Origin of the sequence: Blastococcus tunisiensis, from assembly GCF_900112815.1 — a bacterium.
In the GTDB taxonomy this organism is placed as follows: Bacteria; Actinomycetota; Actinomycetes; order Mycobacteriales; family Geodermatophilaceae; genus Blastococcus_B; species Blastococcus_B tunisiensis.
The window spans coordinates 45,473-71,199 of sequence record NZ_FOND01000001.1 but is presented as its reverse complement, the minus strand read 5'-3'; the positions used below and the strand labels follow the sequence as shown (position 1 = coordinate 71,199).

Here is a 25,727-nt window from a genome sequence, read left to right as displayed (position 1 = left end):
CCCGGAAGCGGGGGAGCCGGTCCGGTGACCGGCACTCCCCGGTGGGACGGGACCGCTCCGGCCGGGAGCGCCGGGGGCCCGAGCGGCAGGAGGGCACGCGGCCGGGCGGCACGCGGCAGGAGAAGCGGCAGCAGAACAAGCGGCAGGGTGACACCCGCGCGGGGAGCACCCGTCGCGCCCCGGCGGCGGTCACCCCGCTCTCGCGCCGGCGCGGGCGGCCCCCGCCGCGCGGGCGCCGCGTCCTGCAGGCACTCGCCGTGCTGGTGACCGTCGGCGCCCTGGCCTGGCTGCTGCTGGCCGGGCCCGTGCTGGCCGTGCGGGACGTGCGCGTGGACGGGCTGGTCACGCTGCCGGCCGACCAGGTCCAGGAGGCCGCCGGCATCGGCGACGGGACGCCGCTGCTGCGCGTCGACGTCGACGCCGCCGAGGCCCGGGTGGCGCGACTGCCGCAGGTCGACCACGTGCAGGTCACCCGGAACTGGCCGGACAGCGTCGTCATCACCGTGGCGGAGCGGGTCCCGGTCGCCGTCGTCGGCGAACCGGGCCGCCGATCGCTGGTGGATGCCGACGGCGTGCTCTTCGACCTGGTGACCGGGAGCCCCCCCGAGGGCGTGGTGCCGCTGGAGGTCGCCTCGCCCGGGCCGGAGGACCCGGCGACGCTGGCCGGCGTCGCGGCGGTGGGCTCGCTGCCCGCGGCGCTCCGCGCGGATGTCGCGCAGGCGGCCGCGGCCTCGCCCGACGACATCTCGCTGACGCTCACCGACGGCACCCTCGTGCTCTGGGGGGATGCCGCGGACTCGCGGGCGAAGTCCGCCGCCCTGGTCGGCCTGCTCGACCAGATCGACGACGGCGCGCTCGAACCGGCCGGGACGATCGACGTCAGCACCCCCGACGCGGTGGTGCTCCGCTGACGACCGGCGCAGCATGTCGGGCGTGACCGATACCGCGCGTCCCGCCGCTCCGCAGTCCCCGCCGTCGCCCGCGACGGCCGTCAGCAGGTTCCCCGTCCCGGCGAGGGAGGACCTGCCGCCCGGGCTCCGCGAGCGGTTCGCCGCCGTGGAGGAGCGGTCGGGGTTCCTGCCGAACGTCTTCGCCGCGTTGTCCTGGCGCCCGGCGGAGGCGGAGGCCTTCTTCGCGCTGCACGACGCGCTGATGGACAAGGAGACGCCGGGGCTGTCGAAGGCCGACCGCGAGATCGTCGTGGTGGCCACCAGCGCGGCCAACGACTGCCTGTACTGCGTGGTCGCGCACGGGGCGATCGTGCGGATCCGCGCCCGGGACCCCCACCTGGCCGACCAGGTCGCCGTCGACTGGCGCAAGGCCCCGCTCCCGCCCCGCATGCAGGCGGTCCTCGAGGTGGCGATCCGGCTGGCCGTCGCCCCGGCCGAGGTCACCGCCGGCGACCTCGACCGGCTCCGGGAGCACGGCCTGACCGACGACGACGTGTGGGACGTCGGGGCGATCGTGTCCCTGTTCGCGCTCTCCAACCGGCTGGCCCACTGGGCGGCGATCCCGCCGAACGAGGAGTTCTTCCTCATGGGCCGGGTGCCGCGCACCTGACGGTGGCGGGGCGGCGCTGCCCTCGGTCGCGGACGGTGTCCCCGCGCCTCCGCACCGCTGCCACGAGGCCGGCTGCCCGACACGCCGCGGACCGCGACACGCCCGACACGCGGTATCTCTTTTCCGGGTTCCCGTCCCAGGAAGCTCACAGGGTCTGCACCCCGGGATGAGACGTTCGCGGCGCGGGTCGTCACAGCCAGTGGTGCTCATGTGACCAACGGGTCGGTCGAGTTCGGTGCGAAACAGCGCCACCGACACGCCGACCCGGAGAGGGTGCTTGTAGGGCCTCTCCGGGCCCACCTAACTTCATCCCCGTCGACCGAGTTGACATAACTGTAAGGCTGAACTTGAGGATGAGGGTCCAGTTGGGGAGCGCCGCATGACACCTCCGCACAACTATCTAGCGGTCATCAAGGTCGTCGGCATCGGCGGCGGCGGGGTGAACGCGGTCAATCGCATGATCGAGGTCGGCCTCAAGGGGGTCGAGTTCATCGCGATCAACACCGACGCGCAGGCGCTGCTGATGAGCGACGCCGACGTCAAGCTCGACGTCGGCCGCGAGCTCACGCGGGGCCTGGGCGCCGGCGCCCAGCCCGACGTGGGCCGGCAGGCGGCCGAGGACCACCGCGAGGAGATCGAGGAGGTCCTCAAGGGGGCCGACATGGTCTTCGTGACCGCGGGCGAGGGCGGCGGCACCGGCACCGGTGGCGCGCCCGTCGTGGCGTCCATCGCGCGCAAGCTGGGTGCCCTCACCATCGGTGTGGTCACCCGGCCGTTCGCCTTCGAGGGGAAGCGGCGCGCGGTGCAGGCCGAGTCGGGCATCGAGGAGCTGCGCAACGAGTGCGACACGCTCATCGTGATCCCGAACGACCGGCTGCTGCAGCTGGGCGATCGCAACGTGAGCGTGATGGACGCCTTCCGCACCGCCGACCAGGTGCTGCTGTCCGGCGTCCAGGGCATCACCGACCTGATCACCACGCCCGGCCTGATCAACCTGGACTTCGCCGACGTGAAGTCGGTGATGTCGGGTGCCGGGTCGGCACTGATGGGCATCGGCAGCGCGCGGGGCGACAACCGGGCGCTGCTGGCCGCCGAGCAGGCCATCGCCAGCCCGCTGCTGGAGGCCTCGATGGAAGGCGCCCACGGCGTCCTCCTGTCGATCTCCGGTGGTTCGGACCTGGGGCTGTTCGAGATCAACGAGGCCGCCTCGCTGGTCTCGGACGCCGCGCACGCCGACGCCAACATCATCTTCGGCGCCGTGATCGACGACGCCCTCGGTGACGAGGTCCGGGTGACGGTCATCGCCGCCGGCTTCGACAGCGGCCGCCCGAGTGCCCGCAAGGACGCCGGAGCCGCGTCGGTCGTCGGTGGCGCACCCACGGGGACGGCCGCGGCCGCCCCGGCCGGCCTGCCGCCGTACCGGCGGCCGATGACCCCGGCGGCCAACCAGCCGGCGGGGGAGCGGCGCGTGGTCCCGCAGGGGAACCAGGCGGCGCCCGCGGCCCCGGCCAACGGTGCGGCACCGGCGCCCGCGCCGGCGGCGTCCTCCCGCCCGGCCCCGGCACCGGGCGGCGGCATCACCGTGCCGCCGCTGCCGCCGATCCCGGGCCCGGTCGCCGGACGGCGCCCGCTGTCCAACGAGGACTTCGAGGAGGAGCTGGACATCCCGGAGTTCCTCAAGGGCTGAAGGACCCCCGTTCCCTCCGGCCTTCGCAAGCTCAGGCCGGGACCCTGAACGGGGGGCCGTTCCATAGCGTCACCTCGTAGGCTCACGTTCCGATGCTGACGAACCCGGCCGCTCCGTCGACCGTCCGACCCCGCAGGGTCGTGACCGATCGGCGGGGCGGCCGGTCGCGTCCGCCCTACGACTCCTTCAACCTCGGGGAGCACGTCGGCGACGACCCGGCCGACGTCGCCGCCAACCGCGACCGCGTGGCCCGCGAGCTGTCGGTGCCCCGGGACCGGCTGGTGTGGATGTCGCAGGTGCACGGCACCGGCGTCGCGGTGGTCGACCGTCCGCAGGAGGGTCCGGTGGCCGGCACCGATGCCCTCGTCTCGGCCACCCCCGGCCTGGTGCTGTGCGTCCTCGTCGCCGACTGCGTCCCGGTGCTGCTCGCCGACCCCGAGGCCGGCGTGGTGGCCGCGGTGCACGCGGGCCGGGAGGGGGTCCGCACGGGCGTGCTGCCCGCGGCGCTGTCGGCCATGGCGAGCCTGGGGGCCCGTGCGCGGCACGTGAGCGCGCTGCTGGGCCCCGCGGTGTGCGGGGCGTGCTACGAGGTGCCCGCGGCCATGCAGGCGGACGTGGCCCGCGTCGCGCCCTCGTCCGCGGTGCGCACCCGCGCCGGGACCGCCGGACTGGACCTGCGGGCCGGCGTCGAGGAGATCCTCCGCCGCGCCGGGATCCCCGAGGTGGTCCAGGACCCGCGCTGCACGGTGGAGGACCCGCAGCTGTTCTCCCACCGGCGCGACGGCGTCACCGGCCGGCAGGCCGGCCTCGTCTGGCTCGGCTGAGCAGGGAGGATCGGCGGCATGGCCGGACTCGAGGAGAACCTGCGGGCGGTCCGGGCCCGTGTCGTCGCCGCCGCCCGAGCGGCCGGCCGCGACCCCTCCGCGGTGCACCTGCTCGCCGTCAGCAAGACCTGGCCGGCGGCCGACGTGCGCGCCCTGTCCGCCCTCGGGCAGCTGGACTTCGGCGAGAACCGCGCGCAGGAGCTCCTGGAGAAGGCGGCCGAGCTCACCGGCGTGCCGGTGCGCTGGCACTTCGTCGGGCAGCTCCAGCGCAACAAGGCCGCCGCCGTCGCCCGGCTCGGCGCCGTCGTGCACTCGGTGGACCGGGCGTCGCTGGCCGGCGTCCTGGACCGGGTGGGGCAGGAGCGGGGAGAGCGGGGGCTGGCGCCCGTCGAGGCGTTCGTCCAGGTCGACCTCGGCGGTGAGGCGGGGGAAGCGGCGGCGCGCGGCGGTGCCCGGCCGGACGACGTGCCCGCCCTGGCCGATCTCCTGGCCGGCGCTCCCGGCCTGCGGCTGCGCGGCCTCATGGCCGTCGCCCCCCGGGGGGAGGAGCCGCGGGCGGCGTTCGACCGCCTCGCGGCCCTGGCCGACCGGGTGCGGGCCGACCACCCCGAGGCCGTCGACCTGTCGGCCGGCATGAGCGGGGACCTGGAGGCGGCGGTCGCGGCCGGCGCCACGCTGGTGCGTGTCGGAACCGCGATCTTCGGCGACCGCCCCCTACCCTGCGACGAGATCAGAACTCACCAGCCACACGAGTCACACCGGTCACCCGGTCCTCGGGAGCACCCCGCGGGCCCGGCCGATCGCACTCAGAAGCGACGCTGAGGACGCCAGCAGAGGGGGAGGTCCGATGGCTGGAGCCATGCGGAGGATGGGTATCTACCTGGGGCTCGTCGAGGACGACGACCCGCGCGGCTACGGCCGGTACGACGCCCGTCAGTCCGAGCACCCGGAGCACGACCGGCGCTACGGCGGCCGCTACGCCGACGCGCGCTACGACGACGGCTACGACGACGACGAGTACGCCACCGGCTACGTCGACGAGCTGCCCGAGGAGGTCCCGGCCGCGCGGGAGCCCCAGCCGCTCACGCCGCGCCGCGACCGCGCGGTGCGCCCGATCGGACTGGCCCCGGCCGGCGCCGCGGCCGGTCCGTCCCGCGCCGGCTCCCCGGGCGGGTCCGCGATGGCCGGCGGCGGGTCCGCCATGGCCGGCGGCTCCGCCATGGCCGGCGGTTCCGCCATGGGCAGCGGCCCGGTGGGTGCCACCGCGGCCAAGCTCGCCGTCCGCGAGCCGGTCGCCGTCGTGGCCGAGCCGGCGCCGGCGCCGACCCCGCAGCCCTACCGGATCACCACGCTGCACCCGCGGACCTACAACGAGGCGCGCACCATCGGCGAGCGCTTCCGCGACGGCATGCCGGTCATCATGAACCTCACCGAGATGGACGACGCCGACGCCAAGCGGCTCGTGGACTTCGCAGCGGGGCTCTCCTTCGGGCTGCGCGGTAGCATCGAGCGCGTCACGGCGAAGGTGTTCCTGCTCAGTCCGCAGAACGTCGACGTGACGGCCGAGGACAAGGCGCGGATCCGCGAGGGTGGCTTCTTCAACCAGTCCTGAGGCCATGCCATAGTGGGGCGCGCACACCCGAACCCGCGCGACCGTGGACACGGCACGCGAGGTGCCCCGAACGAACGAGGACCGTGGCTCTCTTCTGGCAGATCGTCTCGTCGGTGCTGCTCGTCTTCCTCGTCCTGCTCTTCGCGCGGTTCGTCGTCGACTGGGTGATGGTGCTGGCGCGCAGCTGGCGTCCCACCGGTCTGGTCGCCGCGGGGCTCGAGGTCGTGTACACCACGACCGACCCGCCGCTGAAGGCGGTGCGCAAGGTCATCCCGCCGCTGAACCTGGGGTCCATCCGACTGGACCTCGGGTTTATGGTGCTGTTGATCGCCGTGCTGATCCTCCGGAACATCACGTTGCAGCTCGCGTGACCGTTGAATCCTCCGGGGTCGGGACCACGGAGCGGGCCACGCAGGCCGCTCGTCGGTTCCCGATCCCGCCGTCCGACCGAAGGTGACCCCGATGCCACTCACGCCTGCCGACGTGCACAACGTCGTCTTCAAGAAGCCGCCCATCGGCAAGCGGGGCTACGACGAGGACGAGGTCGACGCCTTCCTCGACGTCGTGGAAGCCGAGCTCGCCCGCCTGATCGAGGAGAACAACGAGCTGCGGGCCGGTGTGAGCCGCGCCGGCCGCGCGGAGGAGGCCCCGGCCGCCCCGCCGGCCCCGGTGACCGCCCCGCCGCCGCCGCCCGTGCAGCAGCCGCGTGAGGACGACAGCGCCCGCGCGTCCCGGATGCTGGCCCTGGCCACCGAGACCGCCGACCGCTACGTCAACGAGGCCAAGGCCCAGGCGGAGCAGATGCTCACCGGCGCCAAGACCAACAGCGAGCGGCTGATGTCGGACGCCCGCACCAAGAGCGAGCAGATGGTCGCCGAGGCCAAGCACCGTGCCGAGACCATGGTCGGCGAGGCCCGGACGCGGGCCGAGACCATGGAGCGCGAGGCGCGGGCCAAGGCCGCCGCGCTCGACCAGGACGCCGAGCGGCGCCACGTCGAGGCGATGGGCTCGCTGGAGGAGAAGCGCAGCAGCCTCGAGCGCAAGATCGAGGAGCTGCGGACCTTCGAGCGCGAGTACCGCACCCGGCTGCGGTCCTACCTCGAGTCGCACCTGCGCGACCTGGACAGCCGCGGGTCCGCCGAGCCGGCCGCGGCGAACCGGCAGAACCAGCACGCCCCCGCGTAGACCGCACCCGGACGAGCAGGGCCCCCGGACCGACTCGGTCCGGGGGCCCTGCTCGTGCTGGAGCCGCCCGTCCCGGTCCCGCCCCGAGCGTGCGAGGGGTGGGGAGGACGGGGTCCTCCGTCAGCCCTTGACGCTGCCGGCCAGCAGGCCGCGGACGAAGTAGCGCTGCAGCGCCAGGAACACGACCAGCGGCACCACCATGGCCACGAACGCCCCCGCGGCGAGCAGGTACCAGTCCGAGCCCCGCGTGCCCACCATTTCGGCCAGCCGCACGGTCAGCGGGACGACGTCCGGCGCCCCGCCGGCGAAGGTGAGGGCGACCAGCAGGTCGTTCCACACCCACAGGAACTGGAAGACCCCGAAGGCGGCGATGGCGGGGGTGAGCAGCGGCAGCAGCACCTGGAAGAAGACCCGCACGTGCCCGGCGCCGTCCATCCGGGCCGCCTCGACCAGCGAGGCGGGGATGTCCTTCATGAAGTTGTGCAGCAGGAAGATCGCCAGCGGCAGGGCGAAGATCGAGTGCGACAGCCAGATGGTCCAGAAGGAGCCGGCCAGCCCGCCGTCGACGTACAGCGTGAGCAGCGGGATCAGGGTGACCTGGATCGGCACCACCTGCAGGGCGAACACGGCCACGAACAGGACGTTGCGGCCCCGGAACTTGATCCAGGCGAAGGCGTAGGCCGCCAGCAGGGCCAGGGTGATCGGGATGACCACGGACGGCAGCGTGATGACGAGGGAGTTCACGAACAGGGTCGAGAAGTCCGTGCCGCCGCCGTAGAGCACCTGGTTGTAGTTGTCGAGGGTGAACTCGGGGTCGGTGAAGAACGTCCACCAGCCCGACCGGCGGATGTCGAGCTCGGGGCGCAGCGAGGTGATCAGCAGCCCGAAGGTCGGGACCGTCCAGAGGACGGCGATGACGACGGCGATCGTCGAGGCGGCCGGGGAGCTCAGCCGGCGCCTCGCCCTCGCCGCTCGCCGTCGCGGGCGGCCGGTCTCGCGGTCCCCCGGCGGCACCGGCGCCATGACCGGCGTCGTCGTGGTCATCGGATCTCCTCCGAGAGGCGCAGCTGGCGGACGTTGTAGGCGATGATCGGGATGACGAGGATGAACAGCAGGACGGCGAGGGCGGCGCCGAGGCCGAAGTTGAACTGCCGGAACGCCTGCGTGTAGAACTCGTTGGCCACGACGCTGGTGGCGAAGTTCCCGCCCGTCATCGTGCGCACGATGTCGAAGACCTTGAGCGTGACGATCGCGACCGTGGTCAGGACGACCACCAGTGCCGGCCGGATGCTGGGCACGGTGACGTAGCGGAACATCTGCACACCGCTCACGCCGTCGAGCCGGGCGGCCTCCACGACGTCGTCGGGGATGGCCTTGATCGCCGCCGAGAGGACGGTCATGGCGAACCCGGCCTGGATCCAGATCATCACCACGATCAGGTAGAAGGTGTTGCTCGGTGCGTCGATCAGGAACTGCTGCGGTTCGATCCCGAACAGGACGAGCGCCTGGTTGAGCAGCCCGATCTGGTTGACCCCCGGCTGGTCGGGGCGGAACTCGTAGACGAAGCGCCAGATGACGCCGGCGCCGACCATGGAGATCGCCATGGGCAGGAAGACCAGCGCCTTGGCCAGCGACTCGAACCTGGTGCGGTCGACCAGGTAGGCGTAGACCAGTCCCAGGGCGGTGGTGATCACGGGCACCAGCACGACCCAGAGGACGGTGTTGCGCAGCACGGTCTGGAAGCCGTCCTCGGTGAAGACCGTGACGTAGTTGTCGAAGCCGATGAACTCCTCGCCCCTGCGGTCGTAGAACGAGCCGCGCACCGTCTCGAGGGCGGGGTAGACCAGGCCGAGCAGCAGCAGGGCGAGGGTGGGACCGAGGAAGCCGGCCACGACCACCCAGGTCGGCACCCGCTTCGGCCGGTCCACCGCGAGAAGGATGCCGCCCATCACGACGGCGAACAGCAGGATGGCGAACACCATCAGGGCGATCTTGTGCCCGACGGAGTTGGCCTCCAGGAACCACTGCATCGCGCTGCGCTCTCTCCTCGACCGGGGGAGGCCGGGGGATCGCGGTGGCGATCCCCCGGCTCCCGTGGGTGCAGCGGTCCCGTCAGCCGGCCGGCCGCGGGACCGTCCGGATCAGGACGCCGGCCAGGCGTTCTCGACGTCGGTCAGCACGGCCTCGCTGGACTTGTCGTTGGCGATCCAGCTGGTCAGCTCCGACCACAGCGCCCCGGCACCGATCTCGCCGGGCATCAGGTCCGAGCCGTCGAACCGGAACACCGCGTCGGGGTCCTGGAACATCTCCGCGGCCAGCTGGTCGATCGGGGACTCCAGGTTCTCCGGGTCCAGCCCGGTGTTGGCGCTGACCCAGCCCGGCCCGGAGGTCTGGGCCTTGATGTTGGCCCACTCCGGGGAGGACAGGAAGGTCTGGAACGCCTGGACGGCCGGCTCCTCGCTGAACGCGGCGGTGAACTCACCACCACCGAGGACCGGCGGGGCACCCTCGTCCCCGATGGGCGGCAGCGGGAACGCGAAGACGTCACCGTCCGGGCCGACCTCGGTGCCCTCCGGCCAGTTGGCCTGGTAGAAGGAGGCCTGGCGGTGCATCCAGCAGCTGCCGTCGAGGATCGGCAGCCCCGCGTCACCGAACTCCGTGGACGCGATGGACTGCACCTCGCCGAGTCCGCCGTTGACGAACTCGGGGTTCTTGAGGATCTCGCCGGCGGTGTTCAGGGCCTCCACCACGCGCGGGTCGTTGAACGGGATCTCGTGGTTGACCCACTGGTCGTAGACCTCCGGGCCGGCGGTGCGCAGGAGCACGTCCTCCAGCCAGTCCGTCGCCGGCCAGCCGGTGGCCTCGCCGGAGCCGATGCCGGCGCACCACGGCTTGGCGCCGGTGCCCGCGATCTCCTCGGAGAGGGCGATCATGTCGTCCCACGTCTCGGGGATCTCGTAGCCGGCCTCGTCGAACATCGACGGGGAGTACCAGACGAAGGACTTGGCGTTCGCGCCCAGCGGGGCGGCGTAGAAGGTGCCGTCGACGCTGCCGTACTCCTTCCAGCTCTCCTCCCAGTACTCGTCGACGTTCGCCTCGACCTGCTCCGGGGCGGGGACGACGGCGCCGGTCTCGACGAGCGTGCCGAGCAGACCGGGCTGCGGGATGAACGCGATGTCCGGCGCGTTGCCGCTCTGGACGCGCACGACCAGCTGCGCCTCGAACTCGCGGGAGCCCTCGTACTGGACGTCGACCCCCGTGCACTCCTCGAAGGGCACGTAGGAGTCGATGTGCGGCTGGTCCTCGGGGTCGGTGATCGAGGTGTAGACGTTGACCGTCTCGCCCTCGAGGTCGCCGAACTCCTCGTAGGGCGCGCAGTCGAGCTCGAACTCGGCGGCCTCGGCGCCGCCACCCCCGCTGTCGCCGCCGTCGATCTCGTCGGCGCCGCAGCCGGTGAGCAGCAGTGCCACACCCAGGCCGCCGGCCAGGGCCGAACGCCGGCCTCTCGCACGCATGGTCATGAGCTTCCCTTCCTCTGCGGCGTCGTCGCCGCATCGCTGGCTCTCCGCGGGCACGGTCGGCCGCGCCGGCCGGGATGCCCGCCGGGGGACCATAGCGTCGGAGCGGGCTCGGTCACGGGACGGTTCCGCAACCGTTACCAAGGCGTCACCCCCGGGTGAAGCCGCAGGTCACAGGCGGGTCACGGTTGGGGCCCGGGAGAGTCCCCGGCGCCCTCCGACCCTGGTTCGGCGCCCGTGCCGCGTGCCACAGTGGGCCGACCGTCACCGGTGCAGGAAGGAACCATGGCCACCATCACCTACGACCACGCCACGCTCGTGTACCCGGGGGCGACCCGTCCGGCGGTCGACGCGCTGGACCTGGAGATCGCGGACGGGGAGTTCCTGGTGCTCGTCGGCCCATCCGGCTGCGGCAAGTCCACGTCGCTGCGGATGCTGGCCGGCCTGGAGGAGGTGACCGACGGCTCGATCCGGATCGGCGACCGCGACGTGACCCACCTGCCGCCCAAGGACCGCGACATCGCGATGGTGTTCCAGAACTACGCGCTGTACCCGCACATGACGGTGGCCGACAACATGGGGTTCGCCCTCAAGATCGCCGGCATGCCGAAGGAGGACCGGCTGGTGCGGGTCCGGGAGGCCGCGCGGCTGCTGGACCTGGAGGACTACCTGGACCGCAAGCCGAAGGCGCTCTCCGGCGGTCAGCGCCAGCGTGTGGCGATGGGCCGCGCGATCGTGCGCCAGCCGCAGGTCTTCCTCATGGACGAGCCGCTCTCCAACCTCGACGCCAAGCTGCGGGTGCAGACCCGCACGGAGATCGCCGCCCTGCAGCGCCGCCTCGGGACGACGACGGTCTACGTCACCCACGACCAGGTCGAGGCCATGACGATGGGCGACCGGGTGGCGGTGCTCAAGGACGGTGTCCTCCAGCAGGCGGACACCCCACGCCACCTGTACGACTTCCCGGCCAACGAGTTCGTCGCCGGCTTCATCGGCTCCCCGGCGATGAACCTGGTGCAGGTCACCCTCACCGAGGGCGGCGCGTCCCTGGGTGGGCACCCCGTGCCGCTGGCCCGGGAGGTCGCCACGGCCCTCGCCCGCGAGGGCGGCGGGACGGCCACCCTCGGCTTCCGGCCCGAGGCCGTCGAGTACGTCCCCGCGGGACACGGCGTCCCGGTCGAGGTCCTGGTCGTCGAGGAGCTCGGCTCGGACGCGTTCGTCTACGGGCGCCTGGACGGCGGGACCGCCGGTGGGCGCGACGACACGCCGCTCGTCCTGCGGGCCGAGCCACGGCGGCCCCCGGCGAAGGGCGAGGTCGTGCACGTGACGATCCGCGAGGGCGAGGCGCACGTCTTCTCGGCCGCGACCGGCCTGCGGGTGGCACAGGACGGACGCTGACCTGCGCCGCGCAACCGGCGCGGTCGGCGCCTAGAGTTCGCCTGTGATCATCTCGGCCGGGCTCCTGGTGCTCGTCGGGCTCGGGCTCTTCGTCGGCGGCATCCTGACCGGGACGACCGCCTTCTACTGGGGCTGCGTCGCGGTGTGCGTCATCGCGGCGGTCCTGCTCTTCCTGGCCTGGCGGTCGATCAGCGCGGCCTCCCGGGGCGCCACCACGCAGGGGTCACCCGCGGCGTCGGCCGCCGCACCGGCGGCCTCCGCCGGCCCCGCGGCCCCGGTGGAGCCCCCGCCTGGCGGTGCCGACGCCGGCGGCCCCGCGGTCGCGACCGGGGCCACCGCGGCGGCGGCCCCCGTGGAGGAGAGCGGCGAGCCCGCGGTCGAGGAGGTCGAGGTCACCGACCTGCTGCTGGTCGTCGACCTGACCGACGAGGTGCTCGTGGTCGACGAGCACCCGCGGTACCACCTCCCCGGGTGCCGGCACCTCGCCGGACGGGAGACGATCCCGGTCCCGATCGACGAGGCCCGCACCGACGGGTTCACCCCGTGCGCGGACTGCGCCCCCGACCGGAACCTGGCCCAGCGGGCGAGGGAGCGGCGGGCGGCCCCGGGGAACTGACGCCTCAGCCGCTGGCCCGGGCGATCCAGAAGCGCAGCCCCTCCGGTCCGTCGAACCCCGACCCCTCGCCGGGCGTCCCGGCGTGGCTGGCGGAGGCGAGCACCTCCCGGTCGAGCTGCTCCCCGTGCTCGCGGAGGGCAGCGGCCATCGGACCGTCGGCGGTCCACCACAGCTCGATCCGGTCGCTGACGTCCAGGCCGCTGGACTTGCGGGCCTCCTGCACCAGGCGGACGACCTCGCGGACCAGCCCTGCCCGCTCGAGCTCCGGGGTGAGCGTCAGGTCCAGCGCCACCGTCAGCCCGTTCCCGCTGGCCACCGTCCAGCCTTCCCGGGGCGTCTCGGTGACGACGAGATCGCCGTCCTCGAGCGGGACCGTCGCGCCGTCCACCTCGACGGTCGCCGTGCCGGCGCGGTAGGCGGCGGTGAGCTCCGCGGCGTCGGCGGCGGCCACGGCCCGTGCCACGGCCTGCACCTGCTTGCCCAGCCGCCGGCCCACGGCGCGGAAGTCCACCTTCAGGCTGACGTCGACCAGGCCGCCCTCCGCGGCCTGCAGCTCGGCCACGTCGACGACGTTGAGCTCGTCGGCCACCTCCGCCACCAGGTCACGGGGGAGGGCGGACCAGCCCGGCGCTGCCACGATCGCCCGGCCCAGCGGCTGACGGGTGCGCACCTTCGCCGACGTCCGGGCCGACCGGCCCAGCTCCACGAGGCGGCGGACGAGGTCCACCTGCGCCACCAGCGCGTCGTCGCGGGCCCCCTCGTCGACCGCCGGCCACGCGGCCAGGTGCACCGAGTCCGGTGCGGCCGCGCCGTCGCCGCGGCCGCCCAGGCCCGGGAGCACCGCGCGGGCCCAGACCTCCTCGGTGACGAACGGCGTGAACGGGGCCATGAGCCGGGTGAGCCCGTCGAGCACCTCGTGCAGCGTGCCCAGCGCGGCCGGGTCGCCGTCCCAGAACCGGCGCCGGGAGCGGCGCACGTACCAGTTGGACAGGTCGTCGACGAACCGGGCGATCAGCCGGCCGGCGCCCTGGGTGTCGAAGTCCTCCAGCGCCGCGGTGACCCCGTCGGTCACCGCGGCGAGCTCGGCCAGCGCCCACCGGTCCAGCAGCGGTCGATCGGCCCTCGGGGGCGGGGGAGCGGCCGCCGGGTCCCAGCTGTTGGCCTCGGCGTACAGGGTGAAGAAGCTGGCGGTGTTCCAGTAGGTCAGGAGCACCTTGCGGACGACCTCGGACAGCGTCTCGTGGCCGACCCGGCGGGCCGACCACGGCGAGCCGCCGGCGAGCATGAACCAGCGGACGGCATCGGCGCCGTGCCGGTCCATCAGCGGGATGGGCTCGAGGATGTTGCCCAGGTGCTTGCTCATCTTGCGGCCGTCCTCGGCCAGGATGTGGCCGAGGCACAGCACGTTCTCGTAGGAGCTCCGCTCGAACACCAGCGTGCCCACGGCCATCAGCGTGTAGAACCAGCCGCGGGTCTGGTCGATGGCCTCGGCGATGAACTGCGCGGGGTAGGACGCCTCGAACTCGGCCCGGTTCCGGTGCGGTGCGCCCCACTGCGCGAACGGCATCGACCCGGAGTCGTACCAGGCGTCGATGACCTGCCGGACCCGGCGGAACGTGCCCTCCTCACCGGGGAGGGTGAAGGTGACCTCGTCGATGAACGGCCGGTGCGGGTCCAGGTCGGAGAGGTCCCGGCCGGTCAGCTCCGACAGCTCGGCCAGTGAGCCGACGGCGACCATCCGGCCCGGGTCGGCGTCGTTGCGCCAGATCGGCAGCGGCGTGCCCCAGTACCTGTCGCGGGAGAGCGCCCAGTCGACGTTGTTGGTCAGCCAGTCGCCGTAGCGGCCGTTCTTGATGCTCTCGGGGTACCAGTTCGTCTTCTCGTTCTCGGCGAGCAGCTGGTCCTTGATCTGGCTGGTCCGGATGTACCAGGACGGCTGCGCGTAGTACATCAGCGGCGTGTGGCAGCGCCAGCAGTGCGGATAGCTGTGCTCGTAGCGCAGCTCCCGGAACAGCACGCCGCAGTTCTTCAGGTCCTCGACCAGCGCGGCGTCCGCGGCCTTGAAGAAGTGCCCACCGACCAGGGGCACCTCGGCGAGGAAGTGCCCGCTCGGGTCGATCGGGTTCACCACCGGCAGCCCGTAGCCCCGGCAGACGGCGAGGTCCTCGGCGCCGAACGCGGGGGACTGGTGCACCAGCCCCGTGCCGTCCTCGGTGGTCACGTAGTCGGCGAGGACGACGAAGTGCGACCCCTGCTCGGGCAGGTCGGCCTCGGGGAAGGCGACCAGCTCGAAGGGCCGCTGGTAGTGCACGTACTCCCAGTCCCGCCCGGTGGTGCGGGCGAGCACCTCGACGTCCTCACCGAGCACCGCGGTCAGCAGCGGCTCGGCGACGACGAACGTGCCGGCGGTCGGACCGTCGCCGGGCACGCGCGCCACGACGTAGGTCACGTCCGGGTGGACGGCGACGGCGGTGTTGGACGGCAGCGTCCACGGCGTCGTCGTCCAGACGAGCAGGTCGGCCTTCCCCGCCCACTCGCCGGTGGTGATCGGCAGCCGGACGTAGACCGAGGGGTCGGTGAGGGTCTCGTACCCCTGGGCGACCTCGTGGTCGCTCAGCCCGGTGCCGCAGCGCGGGCAGTAGGGCGCCACCCGGTGGTCCTCGACCAGCAGCCCCTTGTCGAAGATCTGCTTGAGCGACCACCAGACGCTCTCGATGTAGGCGGGGTCCATCGTCCAGTAGGCCGTGGACATGTCGACCCAGTAGCCCATCCGCCGGGTCAGCTCGGAGAACGAGTCCACGTGCCGCTCGACCGACTCCCGGCACCGGGCGTTGAACTCGGCGATCCCGTAGCGCTCGATGTCGGGCTTGCCGGCGAAGCCGAGCTCCTGCTCGACGGCGATCTCGACCGGCAGGCCGTGGCAGTCCCACCCGGCGCGGCGGGGGACGGAGAAGCCCTGCATCGTCTTGAACCGGGGGAAGACGTCCTTGAACGCCCGGGCCTCGATGTGGTGCGTCCCCGGCCGGCCGTTCGCCGTGGGCGGGCCCTCGTAGAAGACCCACTGCGGCCGGCCGGCGGTGGCCTCCAGCGATCGGGCGAAGACCTTGTCGTCCTCCCAGCGCCGCAGGATCTGCTGCTCCATGGCCGGGAGGTCGACCTGCGGGGGCAGCGCGGCGAAGGGACCGGCGGGGGAAGGAGAACTCACGGCGCCCATTCTCCCCGACCCGCCAAACGGGTTGCGGGGCACGTCCGCAGCGGCGGCGGTGGGCGTCTTCCCGTACGGGAGACTGGCCCCATGGACGGCGCCCGGTGAACACCACGGTCACCGTGGCCATGGCGGCCGGCGCCGTCGTCGTGCTCGTCGCCGCCGTCGCCCTGCGGCTGGCCGACCGGCTCGGGTTGCCGAGCCTGCTGATCTACCTCGGCATCGGCCTGGCGATCGGGGAGGCCGGGCTGGGGGTGAACTTCGACGACGCCGAGCTCACCCAGAACCTCGGCGTGGCCGCCCTGGTGATCATCCTCGCCGAGGGTGGTCTGACCACCCGCTGGACCGACGTCCGTCGCGCCATCGGCCCGGGGCTGACCCTGGCCACCGTCGGGGTGGCCGTGAGCGTGGGGATCACGGCCGCGGTCACCGTCTGGCTGCTCGGTGCCACCTGGGGCTTCGCCCTCCTCCTGGCCGCGGTGATCGGCTCCACCGACGCGGCGGCGGTGTTCGCGGCCCTGCGCCGGCTCCCGCTGCCGCGCCGGCTCGCCGCCGCCCTCGAGGCCGAGAGCGGGCTCAACGACGCCCCGGCCATCCTGCTCGTCACGACGCTCGCCGCCTACCTGACCGACTCCGACGCCGCGGTCTGGTGGCTGGTGGTCCTGCAGGTCGTCGGCCAGCTGGTCGGCGGCGCGGTGCTGGGCGTCGCGATCGGCCTGGGCGGCGCCGAGCTGCTCCGCCGGTCCGCGCTGCCCCTCGCGGGCTTCTACCCGCTGGCGATGCTCGCGCTGTGCGTGCTGGCCTTCTCCGTCGCCACCCTGGCGGCCACCTCGGGCATCGTCGCGGTCTACCTCGCCGGCGTGGTGCTCGGCAACGCCGCCCTGCCGCACCGCTCGGCCAGCATCGGCTTCGCGGAGGGCATGGCGTCGCTGGCCCAGATCGGCCTCTTCGTGCTCCTGGGTCTGCTGGCCTCGCCCTCCCGGTTGCTCGACGCCCTGGGGCCGGCCCTGGTGGTCGGCGGGGCCCTGCTGCTGGTGGCGCGGCCGGTCTCGGTCGTGGTCAGCCTGGCCGCCTTCCGCTGGCCGTGGGCGCAGCAAGCCTTCGTCTCCTGGGCGGGGCTGCGCGGCGCCGTCCCCATCGTCCTGGCGACCTTCCCCCTCACCGCGGGCGTGCCGGGCGCGGAGAACATCTTCGACACGGTGTTCGTGCTGGTCGTCGTCTTCACCCTGGTGCAGGGCTGGTCGCTGCCGTGGGTGGCCCGGCGGCTCCGGATCGCCGCACCGGTCACGCCGAGGGACGTGGACGTGGAGTCGGCTCCGCTGGAGGAGCTCGACGCCGACCTGATGCAGCTGACCGTGCCGGCCGGCTCCCGGCTGCACGGGGTGTACCTGCCCGAGCTGCGGCTGCCCGAGGACGCGGCGGTGGTGCTGATCGTGCGGGAGGGCCGCGCGTTCGTCCCCGACGAGACGACCCGGCTGATGCGCGGCGACCAGGCGCTGCTGGTCTCGGCCCGGCGGTCGAGGCCGGAGGCCGAGCGGCGGCTGCGGGCGGTCAGCCGGGCCGGGCGGCTGGCCAGCTGGCGCGGCGAGGACGGCCGGGCCACCGGGCTGGACTGACGAAGGACCACCCTTCCCCCCACGCCTCGCGCGCTCGGCGGGGGCCCCTGAAGTGTGGCCGTTCCAGGACGTCACCAGGCTCGGCGCGGGCCCCTGGAGGGTGGCCGTTCCAGGACGTCGCCGCGCGGGCGGCGGGCCCAGCAGGAGGGACGCCGCCGTGGCATCGTGAGCGCGACGGCGACCTTCACGGGTGGGAGCGCGGACATGCGGTTCCTGTTCAGGCCCCCCGCCGCCGAGGCGACGGGCCTGCTGAGCCTGCCCTGGGAGCGTCCGCTGGCCGAGTGGGACCCGGAGCTGCTGCTCGAGGTGCCCCAGCGGGGCATCTCGCGGCACGTGGTGCGGTTCGTGGCCACCGGCGGGCAGGTCTTCGCCCTCAAGGAGATCACCGAGCGCCTGGCCCGCCACGAGTACGCCCTGCTGGGCCGGTTCGAGGAGGAGGGCCTGCCGACGGTCTCCGTGCTGGGGATCTGCGTCGACCGGCCGGACGACCAGGAGGCGATCCTGGTGACCCGGTACCTCGAGTACTCGATGTCCTACCGGTGGCTGTTCTCCAGCCCGCGGGCCGAGCACTCCGCCGAGCGGCTCCTCGACACGATGGTGGAGCTGCTGGTCCGGCTGCACCTGGCCGGCATCTTCTGGGGTGACTGCTCGCTGTCCAACACGCTGTTCCGGCCGGACGCCGGGGCGCTGGCGGCCTACCTGGTCGACGCCGAGACCGCGGAGCGCTACCCCGCGCTGTCGCCCGGCCAGCGCGCCTACGACGTCGACCTGGCCCGGGAGCGGGTGGGTGCGGAGCTGCTGGACCTGCAGTTCGGTGGCCTCCTGCCCGAGGGCATCGACCCGATCGAGGTCGCCGCGGGCCTGCCCGGGCGCTACGAGGCGCTGTGGGAGGAGGTGACCGCCGAGCAGGTGTTCGGGGTCGAGGAGCAGCAGTGGCGGATCACCGAGCGGCTGCGGCGGCTCAACGACCTCGGCTTCGACGTCGGCGAGGTCGAGCTGATCACCTCGCCGGAGGGCGCGAAGCTGCGGGTGGAGACGCGGGTCGCCGAGCCCGGTCAGCACCGCCGGGAGCTGCTGCGGCTGACCGGCCTGGAGGTGCAGGAGCGGCAGGCCCGGCGGCTGCTCAACGACATCGTCGCCTACCGCGCCCACCTGGAGCAGACCGAGGGGCACCCGGTGACCGACGCGTTCGCCGCCCACCGCTGGCTGGTCGAGGTGTACCAGCCGGTGGTGGACGCGGTCCCGCGCGAGCTGGCCGGCCGGCTGGCGCCGGCGGAGGTGTTCCACGAGGTGCTCGAGCACCGGTGGTTCCTGTCGGAGCAGGCCCAGCGCGACGTCGGGACGGCGGAGGCGACGACGTCCTACATCGCCCACGTCCTGCCGCGGACGCCCAAGGAGGTCACCACCCCGTCGGTCGCGGCGGAACTGACGCCGGGCGCCGGGAGAGGGGTCCCGAGGCAGGAACCGACGACCTGATCACGGCACCGTAACGGTTCGAATTGACACCCCTGGTGACCTGCACCACGCTCCGAGGACCTCGGTGATCAACCGTCGCAGACGCGCCAACGGAGGCGATGCGCAGTGCCCTACGCGGCTGGCAAGGAAGCGCCCGGGACGAGGGCGAAAACGATGCGACCGGCGGCGCGGGGGAGGTCCCGACGAGGTGTGGCCGGCGCGGCCGCTCTCCTCGTCACCGCCGGCACGCTCGCCGCGTGCGGCAGCGATGGCGGAGGCGCCTCCACGCTCACCTGGTACATCAACCCCGACGCGGGTGGGCAGGCGGAGATCGCCGACCGGTGCACGGAGGCCGCCGGTGGGCGCTACACGATCGAGACGGCGCTGCTGCCGCGCGACGCCGCCTCGCAGCGCGAGCAGCTGATCCGCCGGCTCGCGGCCAACGACAACTCCATCGACCTGATGAGCCTGGACCCGCCGTTCATCCCGGAGTTCGCGCAGGCAGGCTTCCTGGCCCCGGTGCCGGAGGACGTGGCCGAGGCGGTCACCGAGGACGTCGTGGACAGCGCGGTCGAGGGGTCCACCTGGGACGACGAGCTGGTCGCCGTCCCGTTCTGGGCGAACACCCAGGTGCTCTGGTACCGGGAGTCGGTGGCCGAGGCCGCCGGGCTGGACATGTCCGAGCCCGTGACGTGGGAGCAGATCGTCCAGGCGGCCGAGGAGACCGGCACGCTCGTCGGCGCCCAGGGCACCCGCGCCGAGTCGCTCACCGTGTGGTTCAACGCCCTCATCGAGTCCGCCGGCGGCGAGATCATCACCGACCCATCGCCGGAGGACCCGGCGCAGATCGAGCTGGGGCTCACCTCGGACGCGGCGGTGCGTGCGGCGGAGGTCATGCAGATGGTCGCGGAGTCCGACGCGGCCGGCGCCGCCTTCTCGACGTCGAACGAGGACTCCACCGCCACCGGCTTCGAGAGCGAGAACGGCGGCTTCCAGGTCAACTACCCGTTCGTCTACCCCCGCGCGCTGGGGGCGGCGGAGGCCGGGACCCTCGACCCGTCGGTGCCGGAGGACTACGCCGCGACGATCTACCCCCGGGTGGACGAGGACGAGCCGGCCGCCCCGCCCTACGGCGGGATCAACCTCGGGGTCAGCGCCTTCAGCGAGAGCCCCGAGCTCGCCTACGAGGCGGCCGAGTGCATCGTCTCCGACGAGAACCAGGCCTACTACTTCGTGACCAACGGCAACCCGGCGTCGTCCACCGCGGTGTACGACGACCCCGAGGTGCTCGAGGCCTTCCCGATGGCCCCGGTGATCCGGGAATCGCTGGAGCTGGCCGCGCCGCGGCCGCAGACGCCGTACTACAACGAGATCTCGGTCGGGATCCAGCGCAGCTACCACCCGCCGTCGGCCGTCGACCCGGGGGAGACCGGTGAGCAGGCCAGCGAGCTGATCAACGCGGTGCTGGCGAAGGAGGACCTGCTGTGAGTACCACGACGCTCCCCCCGACCAAGAAGACCGAGCCGAAGTCGGCGCCGAAGGCCGCCATCAGCGACCGGGCCCGCAGCGAGCGCAAGCTCGGCTGGCTGCTGGCCGGGCCGGCGTTCCTGGTCATGCTGCTGGTGACCGCCTACCCGATCCTGCAGGCCACGTACGAGTCGCTGTTCGACTTCCGGCTCACCGACCCGGAGAACCGCTCGTTCGTCGGGCTGAGCAACTACTGGGTGATCCTCACCGACTCGCTGTGGTGGCAGTCGATCGGCGTCACCGCCTTCATCACGGTGGTGACGGTCGCCGTCGAGCTGGTCCTGGGCTTCGCGCTCGCGCTGGTGATGGTCAAGGCGCTCCGGGCGCTGCGGCCGGTCCTCCGCGCGGCGATCCTCATCCCGTACGCGGTCATCACCGTCGTCTCGGCGTTCGCCTGGCAGTTCGCCTTCGACATCCAGTCCGGCTTCGTGAACTCGTGGTTCGCCTGGCTGCCCGGCGTCTCGGAGAACACCGACTGGTTCGGTGACCGCTGGACGGCGCTGCTGGTCATCTGCCTGGCCGAGATCTGGAAGACCACGCCGTTCATCTCGCTGCTCCTGCTCGCCGGCCTGGCCCAGGTGCCCGAGGTGCTGCAGGAGGCGGCCAAGGTCGACGGCGCGACCCGGTGGCAGCGGATGTGGCGGGTGACGCTCCCGAACATGAAGGCGGCGATCATGGTGGCGCTGCTCTTCCGCACCCTCGACGCGTTCCGGGTGTTCGACAGCATCTTCATCATGACCAACGGCGCGAACGGCACCGAGTCGGTCTCGTTCCTGGCCTACCGGCAGACCATCGCGCGGCTGGAGATCGGCCTGGGGTCCGCGGTGTCGGTGCTGCTCTTCCTCGCGGTCGTGCTGATCGCCTTCTCCTTCATCAAACTTTTCAGGGTCGACCTGTCCCAGGCTCGGGGGGAGTAGTCCATGTCCACGCGGAAGAAAGTCCTCTGGGGCGTCGGCAGCGCACTGATCATCGTCTACTGCCTGTTCCCGATCGCCTGGATCGTCTCGGTCTCCCTCAAGGCGCCCAGCGACCTGTCCAACGAGAGCTTCCTGCCCTCGGAGGTGACCTGGCAGAACTACGAGCTCATCCTCACCGGCGGTGCCAGCGACCTGTTCCTGCCGGCGTTGCGCAACTCCTTCGGCATCTGCCTGATCGCCACGGCGATCTCCTGCCTGCTGGCGATGTTCGCCGCCTACGCCATCGCCCGGCTGGACTTCCCGGGCAAGAAGCTGATCCTGTCCACCGCCCTGGCGGTGGCGATCTTCCCGGTGATCTCGATCGTGACGCCGCTGTTCAACCTGTGGCGCAACATCGGCCTGTACGACACCTGGCCCGGGCTGATCATCCCGTACCTGTCGTTGACGCTGCCCATCTCGATCTGGACGATGTCGGCGTTCTTCCGCGAGATCCCGTGGGAGATGGAGCAGGCGGCGCAGGTCGACGGCGCCACCACCTGGCAGGCGTTCCGCAGGGTGATCGTCCCGCTGGCGGCCCCGGGCGTGTTCACCACGGCGATCATCGCGTTCTTCATCGCCTGGAACGACTTCATCTACGGCATCTCGCTCACCTCCACGGAGGCGGCCCGCCCGGTGCCCGCGGCACTGGGCCTGTTCACGGGCGCCTCCCAGTTCGAGGAACCGACCGGCGCCATCTCGGCCGCCGCGGTGATCGTCACGATCCCCGTCGTCGTCCTGGTGCTCCTCTTCCAGCGGCGCATCGTCGCCGGCCTCACCAACGGCGCGGTCAAGGGCTGATCGCCATGACCGCGGCCGCGATCCCGACCTCCCGATCCACATCCCACCGAGGGGACGAGCACTGATGGCCTCCATCGACATGAAGAACATCGTCAAGAAGTACGGCGACGGCTTCCCGGCGGTGAACGACGTCAGCCTCGACATCGCCGACGGCGAGTTCATGATCCTCGTCGGCCCGTCCGGGTGCGGGAAGTCGACCCTGCTCCGGATGATCGTCGGCCTCGAGGACATCACCAGCGGGGACATGGTCATCGGCGGCAAGCGGGTCAACGACCTCGCGCCGCGTGACCGCAACCTGTCGATGGTGTTCCAGAACTACGCGCTCTACCCGCACATGACGGTGTACGAGAACATCGCCTTCCCGTTGCGGCTGTCCAAGACGCCCGACGACGAGGTGCGCCGCCGGGTGACCGAGGCCTCCGACGTGCTCGAGCTGAAGGAGCACCTCGAGCGCAAGCCGGCCAACCTCTCCGGTGGCCAGCGCCAGCGCGTCGCGATGGGGCGCGCCATCGTCCGCCAGGCCGAGGCGTTCCTCTTCGACGAGCCGCTGTCGAACCTCGACGCCAAGCTGCGCGGCCAGATGCGCACCGAGATCTCCCGGCTGCAGCGCCGCCTGGGCATCACCACGGTCTACGTCACCCACGACCAGACCGAGGCCATGACGCTCGGGGACCGGGTCTGCGTCCTGCGCAAGGGCAAGATCCAGCAGGTCGCCTCCCCCCGGGAGCTCTACGAGCAGCCGGTCAACCTCTTCGTCGCGGGCTTCATCGGCTCCCCGCCGATGAACTTCCTGCCGGCCACCCCCGAGGGCAACCGGCTGAAGACCCCCTTCGGGGACGTCGAGCTCGACGAGAAGCGGGCCGAGGCCGTCGCCGGCCACGACCTGCTGCTCGTCGGCATCCGGCCGGAGTACTTCGAGGACGCGTCGCTGGTCGACGAGGCCAAGCGGCCGCTGGGCTCGGTGTTCCGCGCCCGGGTCGACGTCACCGAGTGGCTCGGCGACTCGCAGTACGCCTACATCCCCTACGAGGCGCCCGAGTCGATCCAGAGCCAGATGCGCGAGCTGTCGAAGGAGCTGGACTCCGAGGAGCTGCGCACCCAGGCCATCGTGTCCATCGACGCCACCAGCCGGATCCGGGAGGGCCGCGAGGCGGAGTTCTGGCTCGACAGCCGGAAGGTGCACGTCTTCGACCCGGAGTCGGGGGACAACCTCACCCGCGACGCCGAGGCCGGCGCCGAGCTCACCCGGCTGGCGAGCCAGGACCGGGTCGAGCAGCTCGAGGAGTCGCAGGGCCGGGCGGGGACGAGCCAGCAGACCGGCGGTGCCACGGCCGCCTCGGCCTGACCGCGGCAGCTATCGTCGGGGGACGGCGGCCGCGGGGCCGCCGTCTCCCGACGAGCCGAGGAGCGCGTCCTGAGCGACCAGCCCGACCCCTCGGGGGCCCCTGTCGGCGGACCCCGACGCCGGCCCCGGACCCGGCTGCTGCTCCTGCTCGCCGCCGGAGTCCTCGTGCTCGACCTGGCCACCAAGCTGGTCGTGGTGGCCACGATCGAGCCGGGTGCGGACATCCGGGTGCTCGGCGGCGTGCTCTACCTGACGAACCTGCGCAACACCGGGGCGGCCTTCTCCTTCGCCGCGGGCTTCACCGTCGTGTTCTCCCTGGTCGCCGCGGCCGTGGCCGTGGTGATCGTCCGGACGGCGCGGCGGCTGTTCTCCACCGCCTGGGCGGTGACGCTCGGCCTGGTCCTCGGGGGCGCGCTGGGGAACCTGATCGACCGCGTGTTCCGCGACCCGGGATTCCTGCGCGGGGGAGTGGTCGACTTCCTCTCGGTGTTCGGGCCCGACGGCAGCGTCTTCCCGGTGTTCAACGTCGCCGACTCCGCGATCGTGTGCGGCGGCATCCTGGGCGTCCTGCTGGCGCTGCGCGGGATCGAGTTCGACGGCTCGACGGGCAAGGACCAGGCGCCGGCCCGCGACGCCGCCTGAACGGCGCCCGGCCGCGGGCGCGTCACAATGGGGAGCGTGAGCACCCCTGCACCCGGAACGACGCGCGCGCTGCCGGTGCCCGACGGGCTGGAGGGGCAGCGGGTCGACCAGGCCCTCTCCCGGCTCTTCGGCCTGACCAGGACGGCGGCCGCCGACCTGGCCGACGCCGGGAACGTCGTCGTCGACGGGCGCGTCCGCGGCAAGGGCGACCGGCTGACCGGCGGCAGCTGGCTCGAGGTCGAGCTGCCCCCGCCCCCGGGCGAGCCGGCCGCGCCCCGGCCGGTCGTCGGGATGACGATCCTGCACGACGACGACGACATGGTGGTGGTCGACAAACCCGTCGGCGTCGCCGCCCACCCCAGCCCGGGCTGGGACGGGCCCACCGTCATCGGCGGCCTCGCGGCGGCCGGCTACCGGATCTCCACCTCCGGGGCCGCCGAACGGCAGGGCGTGGTGCACCGGCTGGACGCCGCGACGACCGGCGTGATGGTGGTCGCCAAGAGCGAGCGCGCCTACACCGCCCTCAAGGCGGCGTTCAAGGAGCGGACCGTCGAGAAGGGCTACCACGCCCTGGTGCAGGGGCACCCAGACCCGTCGCGGGGCACGATCGACGCGCCCATCGACCGGCACCCCCGGCACGACTGGCGGTTCGCGGTGGTGCAGGGCGGACGCCCCTCGGTGACGCACTACGAGGTGATGGAGGCGTTCCCGGCCGCCAGCCTGGTCGACATCCGGCTGGAGACGGGGCGCACGCACCAGATCCGGGTGCACTTCTCCGCGCTGCGCCATCCCTGCGTGGGGGACACCACCTACGGCGCGGACCCGACGCTGGCCGCGCGCCTCGGCGTGCAGCGCCAGTGGCTGCACGCGGTGCGGCTGGGGCTCCCGCACCCCGCCGACGGCCGCTTCGTCGAGTTCACCAGCGAGTACCCCGACGACCTCGCCGGCGCGCTGGCCCTGCTGCGCGCGGAGGCCTGAGCCCGGCGTGAGCGACCTGCCGGTCTCCCTCGCCGACTTCGGCCCCGCGGCGTTCGCGGCGGTCGTGGTGGCGGGCTACCTGGTGATCGGCGAGCCGATGGTCGGCAACGTGCTGCACCGCCGGTTCGAGGGGCGGCTGCGCACCGACCCCGGCGCCCGCCGCTCCTTCTACGGCCGGCTGCTCGTGCTCGAGTGGGGCCTGGCCGTGCTCGTCCTGGTGGTGTGGCTCTCGTCCCCGGGCGTGGACGCGGCCGCGGTGGGGTTGCGCCTGCCGCCGGAGTGGCCGGGCCCGCTGACCACCGTGCTGCTCGTGCTGGTGCTCCTGTTCGTCGCCGTCTCGACGCGGGCGCTGCGCGGCGGGGCGCTGCTCGAGGCGGCCAGGCCGGTCCACCGGCCGGGAGAGGGCCGCCACGCCGAGGCGCCCGGTCAGGCGACGCTCGCCCTGCTGCCGCGCACGGCCGGTGAACGGCGGCTGTTCACGCTGGTCGGGATCACCGCCGGCGTGTGCGAGGAGTGGCTGTACCGGGGGTTCTTCCTCGCGGTGGTCGCCGCGCTGTCCGGGGGGCTGCCGACCGGCGTCCTGGTCGGTGTCGCGGCGGCCGCCTTCGGCCTGGCGCACGCCTACCAGGGCCCGGCCGGGATCGTGACCACCGGCGTGCTGGGCGGGATCATGGCCGCGATCTACCTGGACACCGGGTCCCTGCTGCTGCCCGTCCTGCTGCACGCGCTGATCGACCTGCGCTTCCTCCTGGTGCCGGCCGCGGCACTGCCCGCCGGGCGGCCGGGATGACACCGTCGGCGACCG

Annotated in this window: 23 protein-coding genes; 19 read left to right on the top strand and 4 right to left on the bottom strand. The window is 72.9% G+C overall.

Annotation, left to right across the window (positions count from 1 at the left end):
* The first annotated feature begins 41 nt into the window (after nucleotides 1–41).
* The 8 genes from BM142_RS00300 (at nucleotide 42) to wag31 (ending at nucleotide 6,868) form a co-directional block, all read left to right on the top strand.
* On the top strand, nucleotides 42–911 hold the full coding sequence (locus BM142_RS00300; RefSeq protein ID WP_254790433.1) for a cell division protein FtsQ/DivIB: 870 nt from the start codon (nucleotides 42–44) through the stop codon (nucleotides 909–911).
* 22 nt (nucleotides 912–933) lie between these two features.
* Nucleotides 934–1,560 (top strand): peroxidase-related enzyme, encoded by a 627-nt coding sequence (locus BM142_RS00295; RefSeq protein WP_254790432.1) that lies wholly within the window; start codon nucleotides 934–936, stop codon nucleotides 1,558–1,560.
* A 379-nt stretch (nucleotides 1,561–1,939) separates the two neighbouring features.
* The gene (gene ftsZ, locus BM142_RS00290) at nucleotides 1,940–3,247 is read left to right on the top strand and encodes a cell division protein FtsZ (RefSeq protein WP_092194809.1); all 1,308 of its coding nucleotides are present in this window, start codon (nucleotides 1,940–1,942) and stop codon (nucleotides 3,245–3,247) included.
* A 140-nt stretch (nucleotides 3,248–3,387) separates the two neighbouring features.
* Nucleotides 3,388–4,071 carry a peptidoglycan editing factor PgeF gene (gene pgeF, locus BM142_RS00285; protein ID WP_254790431.1) on the top strand — a complete coding sequence of 228 codons (684 nt, stop codon included), beginning with the start codon at nucleotides 3,388–3,390 and terminating at the stop codon, nucleotides 4,069–4,071.
* A gap of 18 nt (nucleotides 4,072–4,089) precedes the next feature.
* Complete coding sequence (locus BM142_RS00280) at nucleotides 4,090–4,893, top strand: YggS family pyridoxal phosphate-dependent enzyme (protein WP_092194807.1); 804 nt, start codon at nucleotides 4,090–4,092, stop codon at nucleotides 4,891–4,893.
* Nucleotides 4,894–4,939: 46 nt separating this feature from the next.
* On the top strand, nucleotides 4,940–5,683 hold the full coding sequence (locus tag BM142_RS25450) for a cell division protein SepF (protein ID WP_305764357.1): 744 nt from the start codon (nucleotides 4,940–4,942) through the stop codon (nucleotides 5,681–5,683).
* Nucleotides 5,684–5,766: 83 nt separating this feature from the next.
* The gene (locus BM142_RS00270; RefSeq protein ID WP_092194805.1) at nucleotides 5,767–6,054 is read left to right on the top strand and encodes a YggT family protein; all 288 of its coding nucleotides are present in this window, start codon (nucleotides 5,767–5,769) and stop codon (nucleotides 6,052–6,054) included.
* 91 nt (nucleotides 6,055–6,145) lie between these two features.
* Nucleotides 6,146–6,868 carry a DivIVA-like cell division protein Wag31 gene (gene wag31, locus BM142_RS00265; RefSeq protein WP_092194804.1) on the top strand — a complete coding sequence of 241 codons (723 nt, stop codon included), beginning with the start codon at nucleotides 6,146–6,148 and terminating at the stop codon, nucleotides 6,866–6,868.
* 120 nt (nucleotides 6,869–6,988) lie between these two features.
* Here wag31 and BM142_RS00260 read toward each other — a convergent pair whose 3' ends face one another.
* The 3 genes from BM142_RS00260 to BM142_RS00250 all read right to left on the bottom strand — a co-directional run bounded on the left by BM142_RS00260 (nucleotide 6,989) and on the right by BM142_RS00250 (nucleotide 10,389).
* Complete coding sequence (locus BM142_RS00260; RefSeq protein WP_092194803.1) at nucleotides 6,989–7,912, bottom strand: carbohydrate ABC transporter permease; 924 nt, start codon at nucleotides 7,910–7,912, stop codon at nucleotides 6,989–6,991.
* Nucleotides 7,909–8,898, bottom strand: a complete 990-nt coding sequence (locus BM142_RS00255) for a carbohydrate ABC transporter permease (protein ID WP_092194802.1) — start codon at nucleotides 8,896–8,898, stop codon at nucleotides 7,909–7,911. The genes BM142_RS00260 and BM142_RS00255 overlap by 4 nt, the downstream gene beginning before the upstream one ends.
* A gap of 111 nt (nucleotides 8,899–9,009) precedes the next feature.
* On the bottom strand, nucleotides 9,010–10,389 hold the full coding sequence (locus BM142_RS00250) for an ABC transporter substrate-binding protein (RefSeq protein WP_092194801.1): 1,380 nt from the start codon (nucleotides 10,387–10,389) through the stop codon (nucleotides 9,010–9,012).
* Between the two features lie 282 nt (nucleotides 10,390–10,671).
* Between BM142_RS00250 and BM142_RS00245 the strand changes: the two genes are divergently transcribed.
* Both BM142_RS00245 and BM142_RS00240 read left to right on the top strand, forming a co-directional pair.
* Nucleotides 10,672–11,784 carry an ABC transporter ATP-binding protein gene (locus tag BM142_RS00245; protein WP_092194800.1) on the top strand — a complete coding sequence of 371 codons (1,113 nt, stop codon included), beginning with the start codon at nucleotides 10,672–10,674 and terminating at the stop codon, nucleotides 11,782–11,784.
* Between the two features lie 43 nt (nucleotides 11,785–11,827).
* On the top strand, nucleotides 11,828–12,400 hold the full coding sequence (locus BM142_RS00240) for a hypothetical protein (RefSeq protein WP_092194799.1): 573 nt from the start codon (nucleotides 11,828–11,830) through the stop codon (nucleotides 12,398–12,400).
* 4 nt (nucleotides 12,401–12,404) lie between these two features.
* Here the strand turns inward: BM142_RS00240 and ileS are convergent, their stop codons facing one another.
* Nucleotides 12,405–15,605 carry an isoleucine--tRNA ligase gene (gene ileS / locus BM142_RS00235; RefSeq protein ID WP_254790430.1) on the bottom strand — a complete coding sequence of 1,067 codons (3,201 nt, stop codon included), beginning with the start codon at nucleotides 15,603–15,605 and terminating at the stop codon, nucleotides 12,405–12,407.
* A 104-nt stretch (nucleotides 15,606–15,709) separates the two neighbouring features.
* On the opposite strand from ileS, the gene BM142_RS00230 reads away from it, so the two are divergent.
* The 9 genes from BM142_RS00230 to BM142_RS00190 all read left to right on the top strand — a co-directional run bounded on the left by BM142_RS00230 (nucleotide 15,710) and on the right by BM142_RS00190 (nucleotide 25,712).
* Nucleotides 15,710–17,221, top strand: coding sequence for a potassium/proton antiporter (locus BM142_RS00230; protein WP_092194798.1), 1,512 nt, complete (start codon nucleotides 15,710–15,712; stop codon nucleotides 17,219–17,221).
* A gap of 204 nt (nucleotides 17,222–17,425) precedes the next feature.
* Nucleotides 17,426–18,697, top strand: a complete 1,272-nt coding sequence (locus BM142_RS00225; RefSeq protein WP_092195152.1) for a DUF4032 domain-containing protein — start codon at nucleotides 17,426–17,428, stop codon at nucleotides 18,695–18,697.
* A 189-nt stretch (nucleotides 18,698–18,886) separates the two neighbouring features.
* Nucleotides 18,887–20,164 carry an extracellular solute-binding protein gene (locus BM142_RS00220; protein WP_254790429.1) on the top strand — a complete coding sequence of 426 codons (1,278 nt, stop codon included), beginning with the start codon at nucleotides 18,887–18,889 and terminating at the stop codon, nucleotides 20,162–20,164.
* A complete protein-coding gene (locus tag BM142_RS00215; RefSeq protein WP_092194796.1) occupies nucleotides 20,161–21,120 on the top strand; it encodes a carbohydrate ABC transporter permease in 960 nt (319 codons plus the stop codon). Before BM142_RS00220 ends, BM142_RS00215 begins: the two co-directional genes overlap by 4 nt.
* A 3-nt stretch (nucleotides 21,121–21,123) precedes the next feature.
* The gene (locus BM142_RS00210) at nucleotides 21,124–21,957 is read left to right on the top strand and encodes a carbohydrate ABC transporter permease (RefSeq protein WP_092194795.1); all 834 of its coding nucleotides are present in this window, start codon (nucleotides 21,124–21,126) and stop codon (nucleotides 21,955–21,957) included.
* A 64-nt stretch (nucleotides 21,958–22,021) separates the two neighbouring features.
* The gene (locus tag BM142_RS00205; protein WP_092194794.1) at nucleotides 22,022–23,302 is read left to right on the top strand and encodes an ABC transporter ATP-binding protein; all 1,281 of its coding nucleotides are present in this window, start codon (nucleotides 22,022–22,024) and stop codon (nucleotides 23,300–23,302) included.
* Between the two features lie 165 nt (nucleotides 23,303–23,467).
* Complete coding sequence (lspA, locus tag BM142_RS00200) at nucleotides 23,468–23,944, top strand: signal peptidase II (RefSeq protein WP_254790428.1); 477 nt, start codon at nucleotides 23,468–23,470, stop codon at nucleotides 23,942–23,944.
* A 27-nt stretch (nucleotides 23,945–23,971) separates the two neighbouring features.
* Nucleotides 23,972–24,922, top strand: coding sequence for an RluA family pseudouridine synthase (locus tag BM142_RS00195; RefSeq protein WP_092194792.1), 951 nt, complete (start codon nucleotides 23,972–23,974; stop codon nucleotides 24,920–24,922).
* A 7-nt stretch (nucleotides 24,923–24,929) separates the two neighbouring features.
* A complete protein-coding gene (locus BM142_RS00190) occupies nucleotides 24,930–25,712 on the top strand; it encodes a CPBP family intramembrane glutamic endopeptidase (protein WP_092194791.1) in 783 nt (260 codons plus the stop codon).
* Nucleotides 25,713–25,727 lie beyond the last annotated feature (15 nt).

Coding starts and splice junctions, on each gene's coding strand:
- BM142_RS00210 (WP_092194795.1), top strand. CDS start 21,124: ATGTCCACGCGGAAGAAAGTCCTCTGGGGCGTCGGCAGCGCACTGATC.
- BM142_RS25450 (WP_305764357.1), top strand. CDS start 4,940: ATGGGTATCTACCTGGGGCTCGTCGAGGACGACGACCCGCGCGGCTAC.
- BM142_RS00225 (WP_092195152.1), top strand. CDS start 17,426: ATGCGGTTCCTGTTCAGGCCCCCCGCCGCCGAGGCGACGGGCCTGCTG.
- BM142_RS00260 (WP_092194803.1), bottom strand. CDS start 7,912: ATGACCACGACGACGCCGGTCATGGCGCCGGTGCCGCCGGGGGACCGC.
- BM142_RS00250 (WP_092194801.1), bottom strand. CDS start 10,389: ATGACCATGCGTGCGAGAGGCCGGCGTTCGGCCCTGGCCGGCGGCCTG.
- BM142_RS00255 (WP_092194802.1), bottom strand. CDS start 8,898: ATGCAGTGGTTCCTGGAGGCCAACTCCGTCGGGCACAAGATCGCCCTG.
- BM142_RS00195 (WP_092194792.1), top strand. CDS start 23,972: ATGGGGAGCGTGAGCACCCCTGCACCCGGAACGACGCGCGCGCTGCCG.
- wag31 (WP_092194804.1), top strand. CDS start 6,146: ATGCCACTCACGCCTGCCGACGTGCACAACGTCGTCTTCAAGAAGCCG.
- ftsZ (WP_092194809.1), top strand. CDS start 1,940: ATGACACCTCCGCACAACTATCTAGCGGTCATCAAGGTCGTCGGCATC.
- BM142_RS00280 (WP_092194807.1), top strand. CDS start 4,090: ATGGCCGGACTCGAGGAGAACCTGCGGGCGGTCCGGGCCCGTGTCGTC.
- BM142_RS00245 (WP_092194800.1), top strand. CDS start 10,672: ATGGCCACCATCACCTACGACCACGCCACGCTCGTGTACCCGGGGGCG.
- BM142_RS00205 (WP_092194794.1), top strand. CDS start 22,022: ATGGCCTCCATCGACATGAAGAACATCGTCAAGAAGTACGGCGACGGC.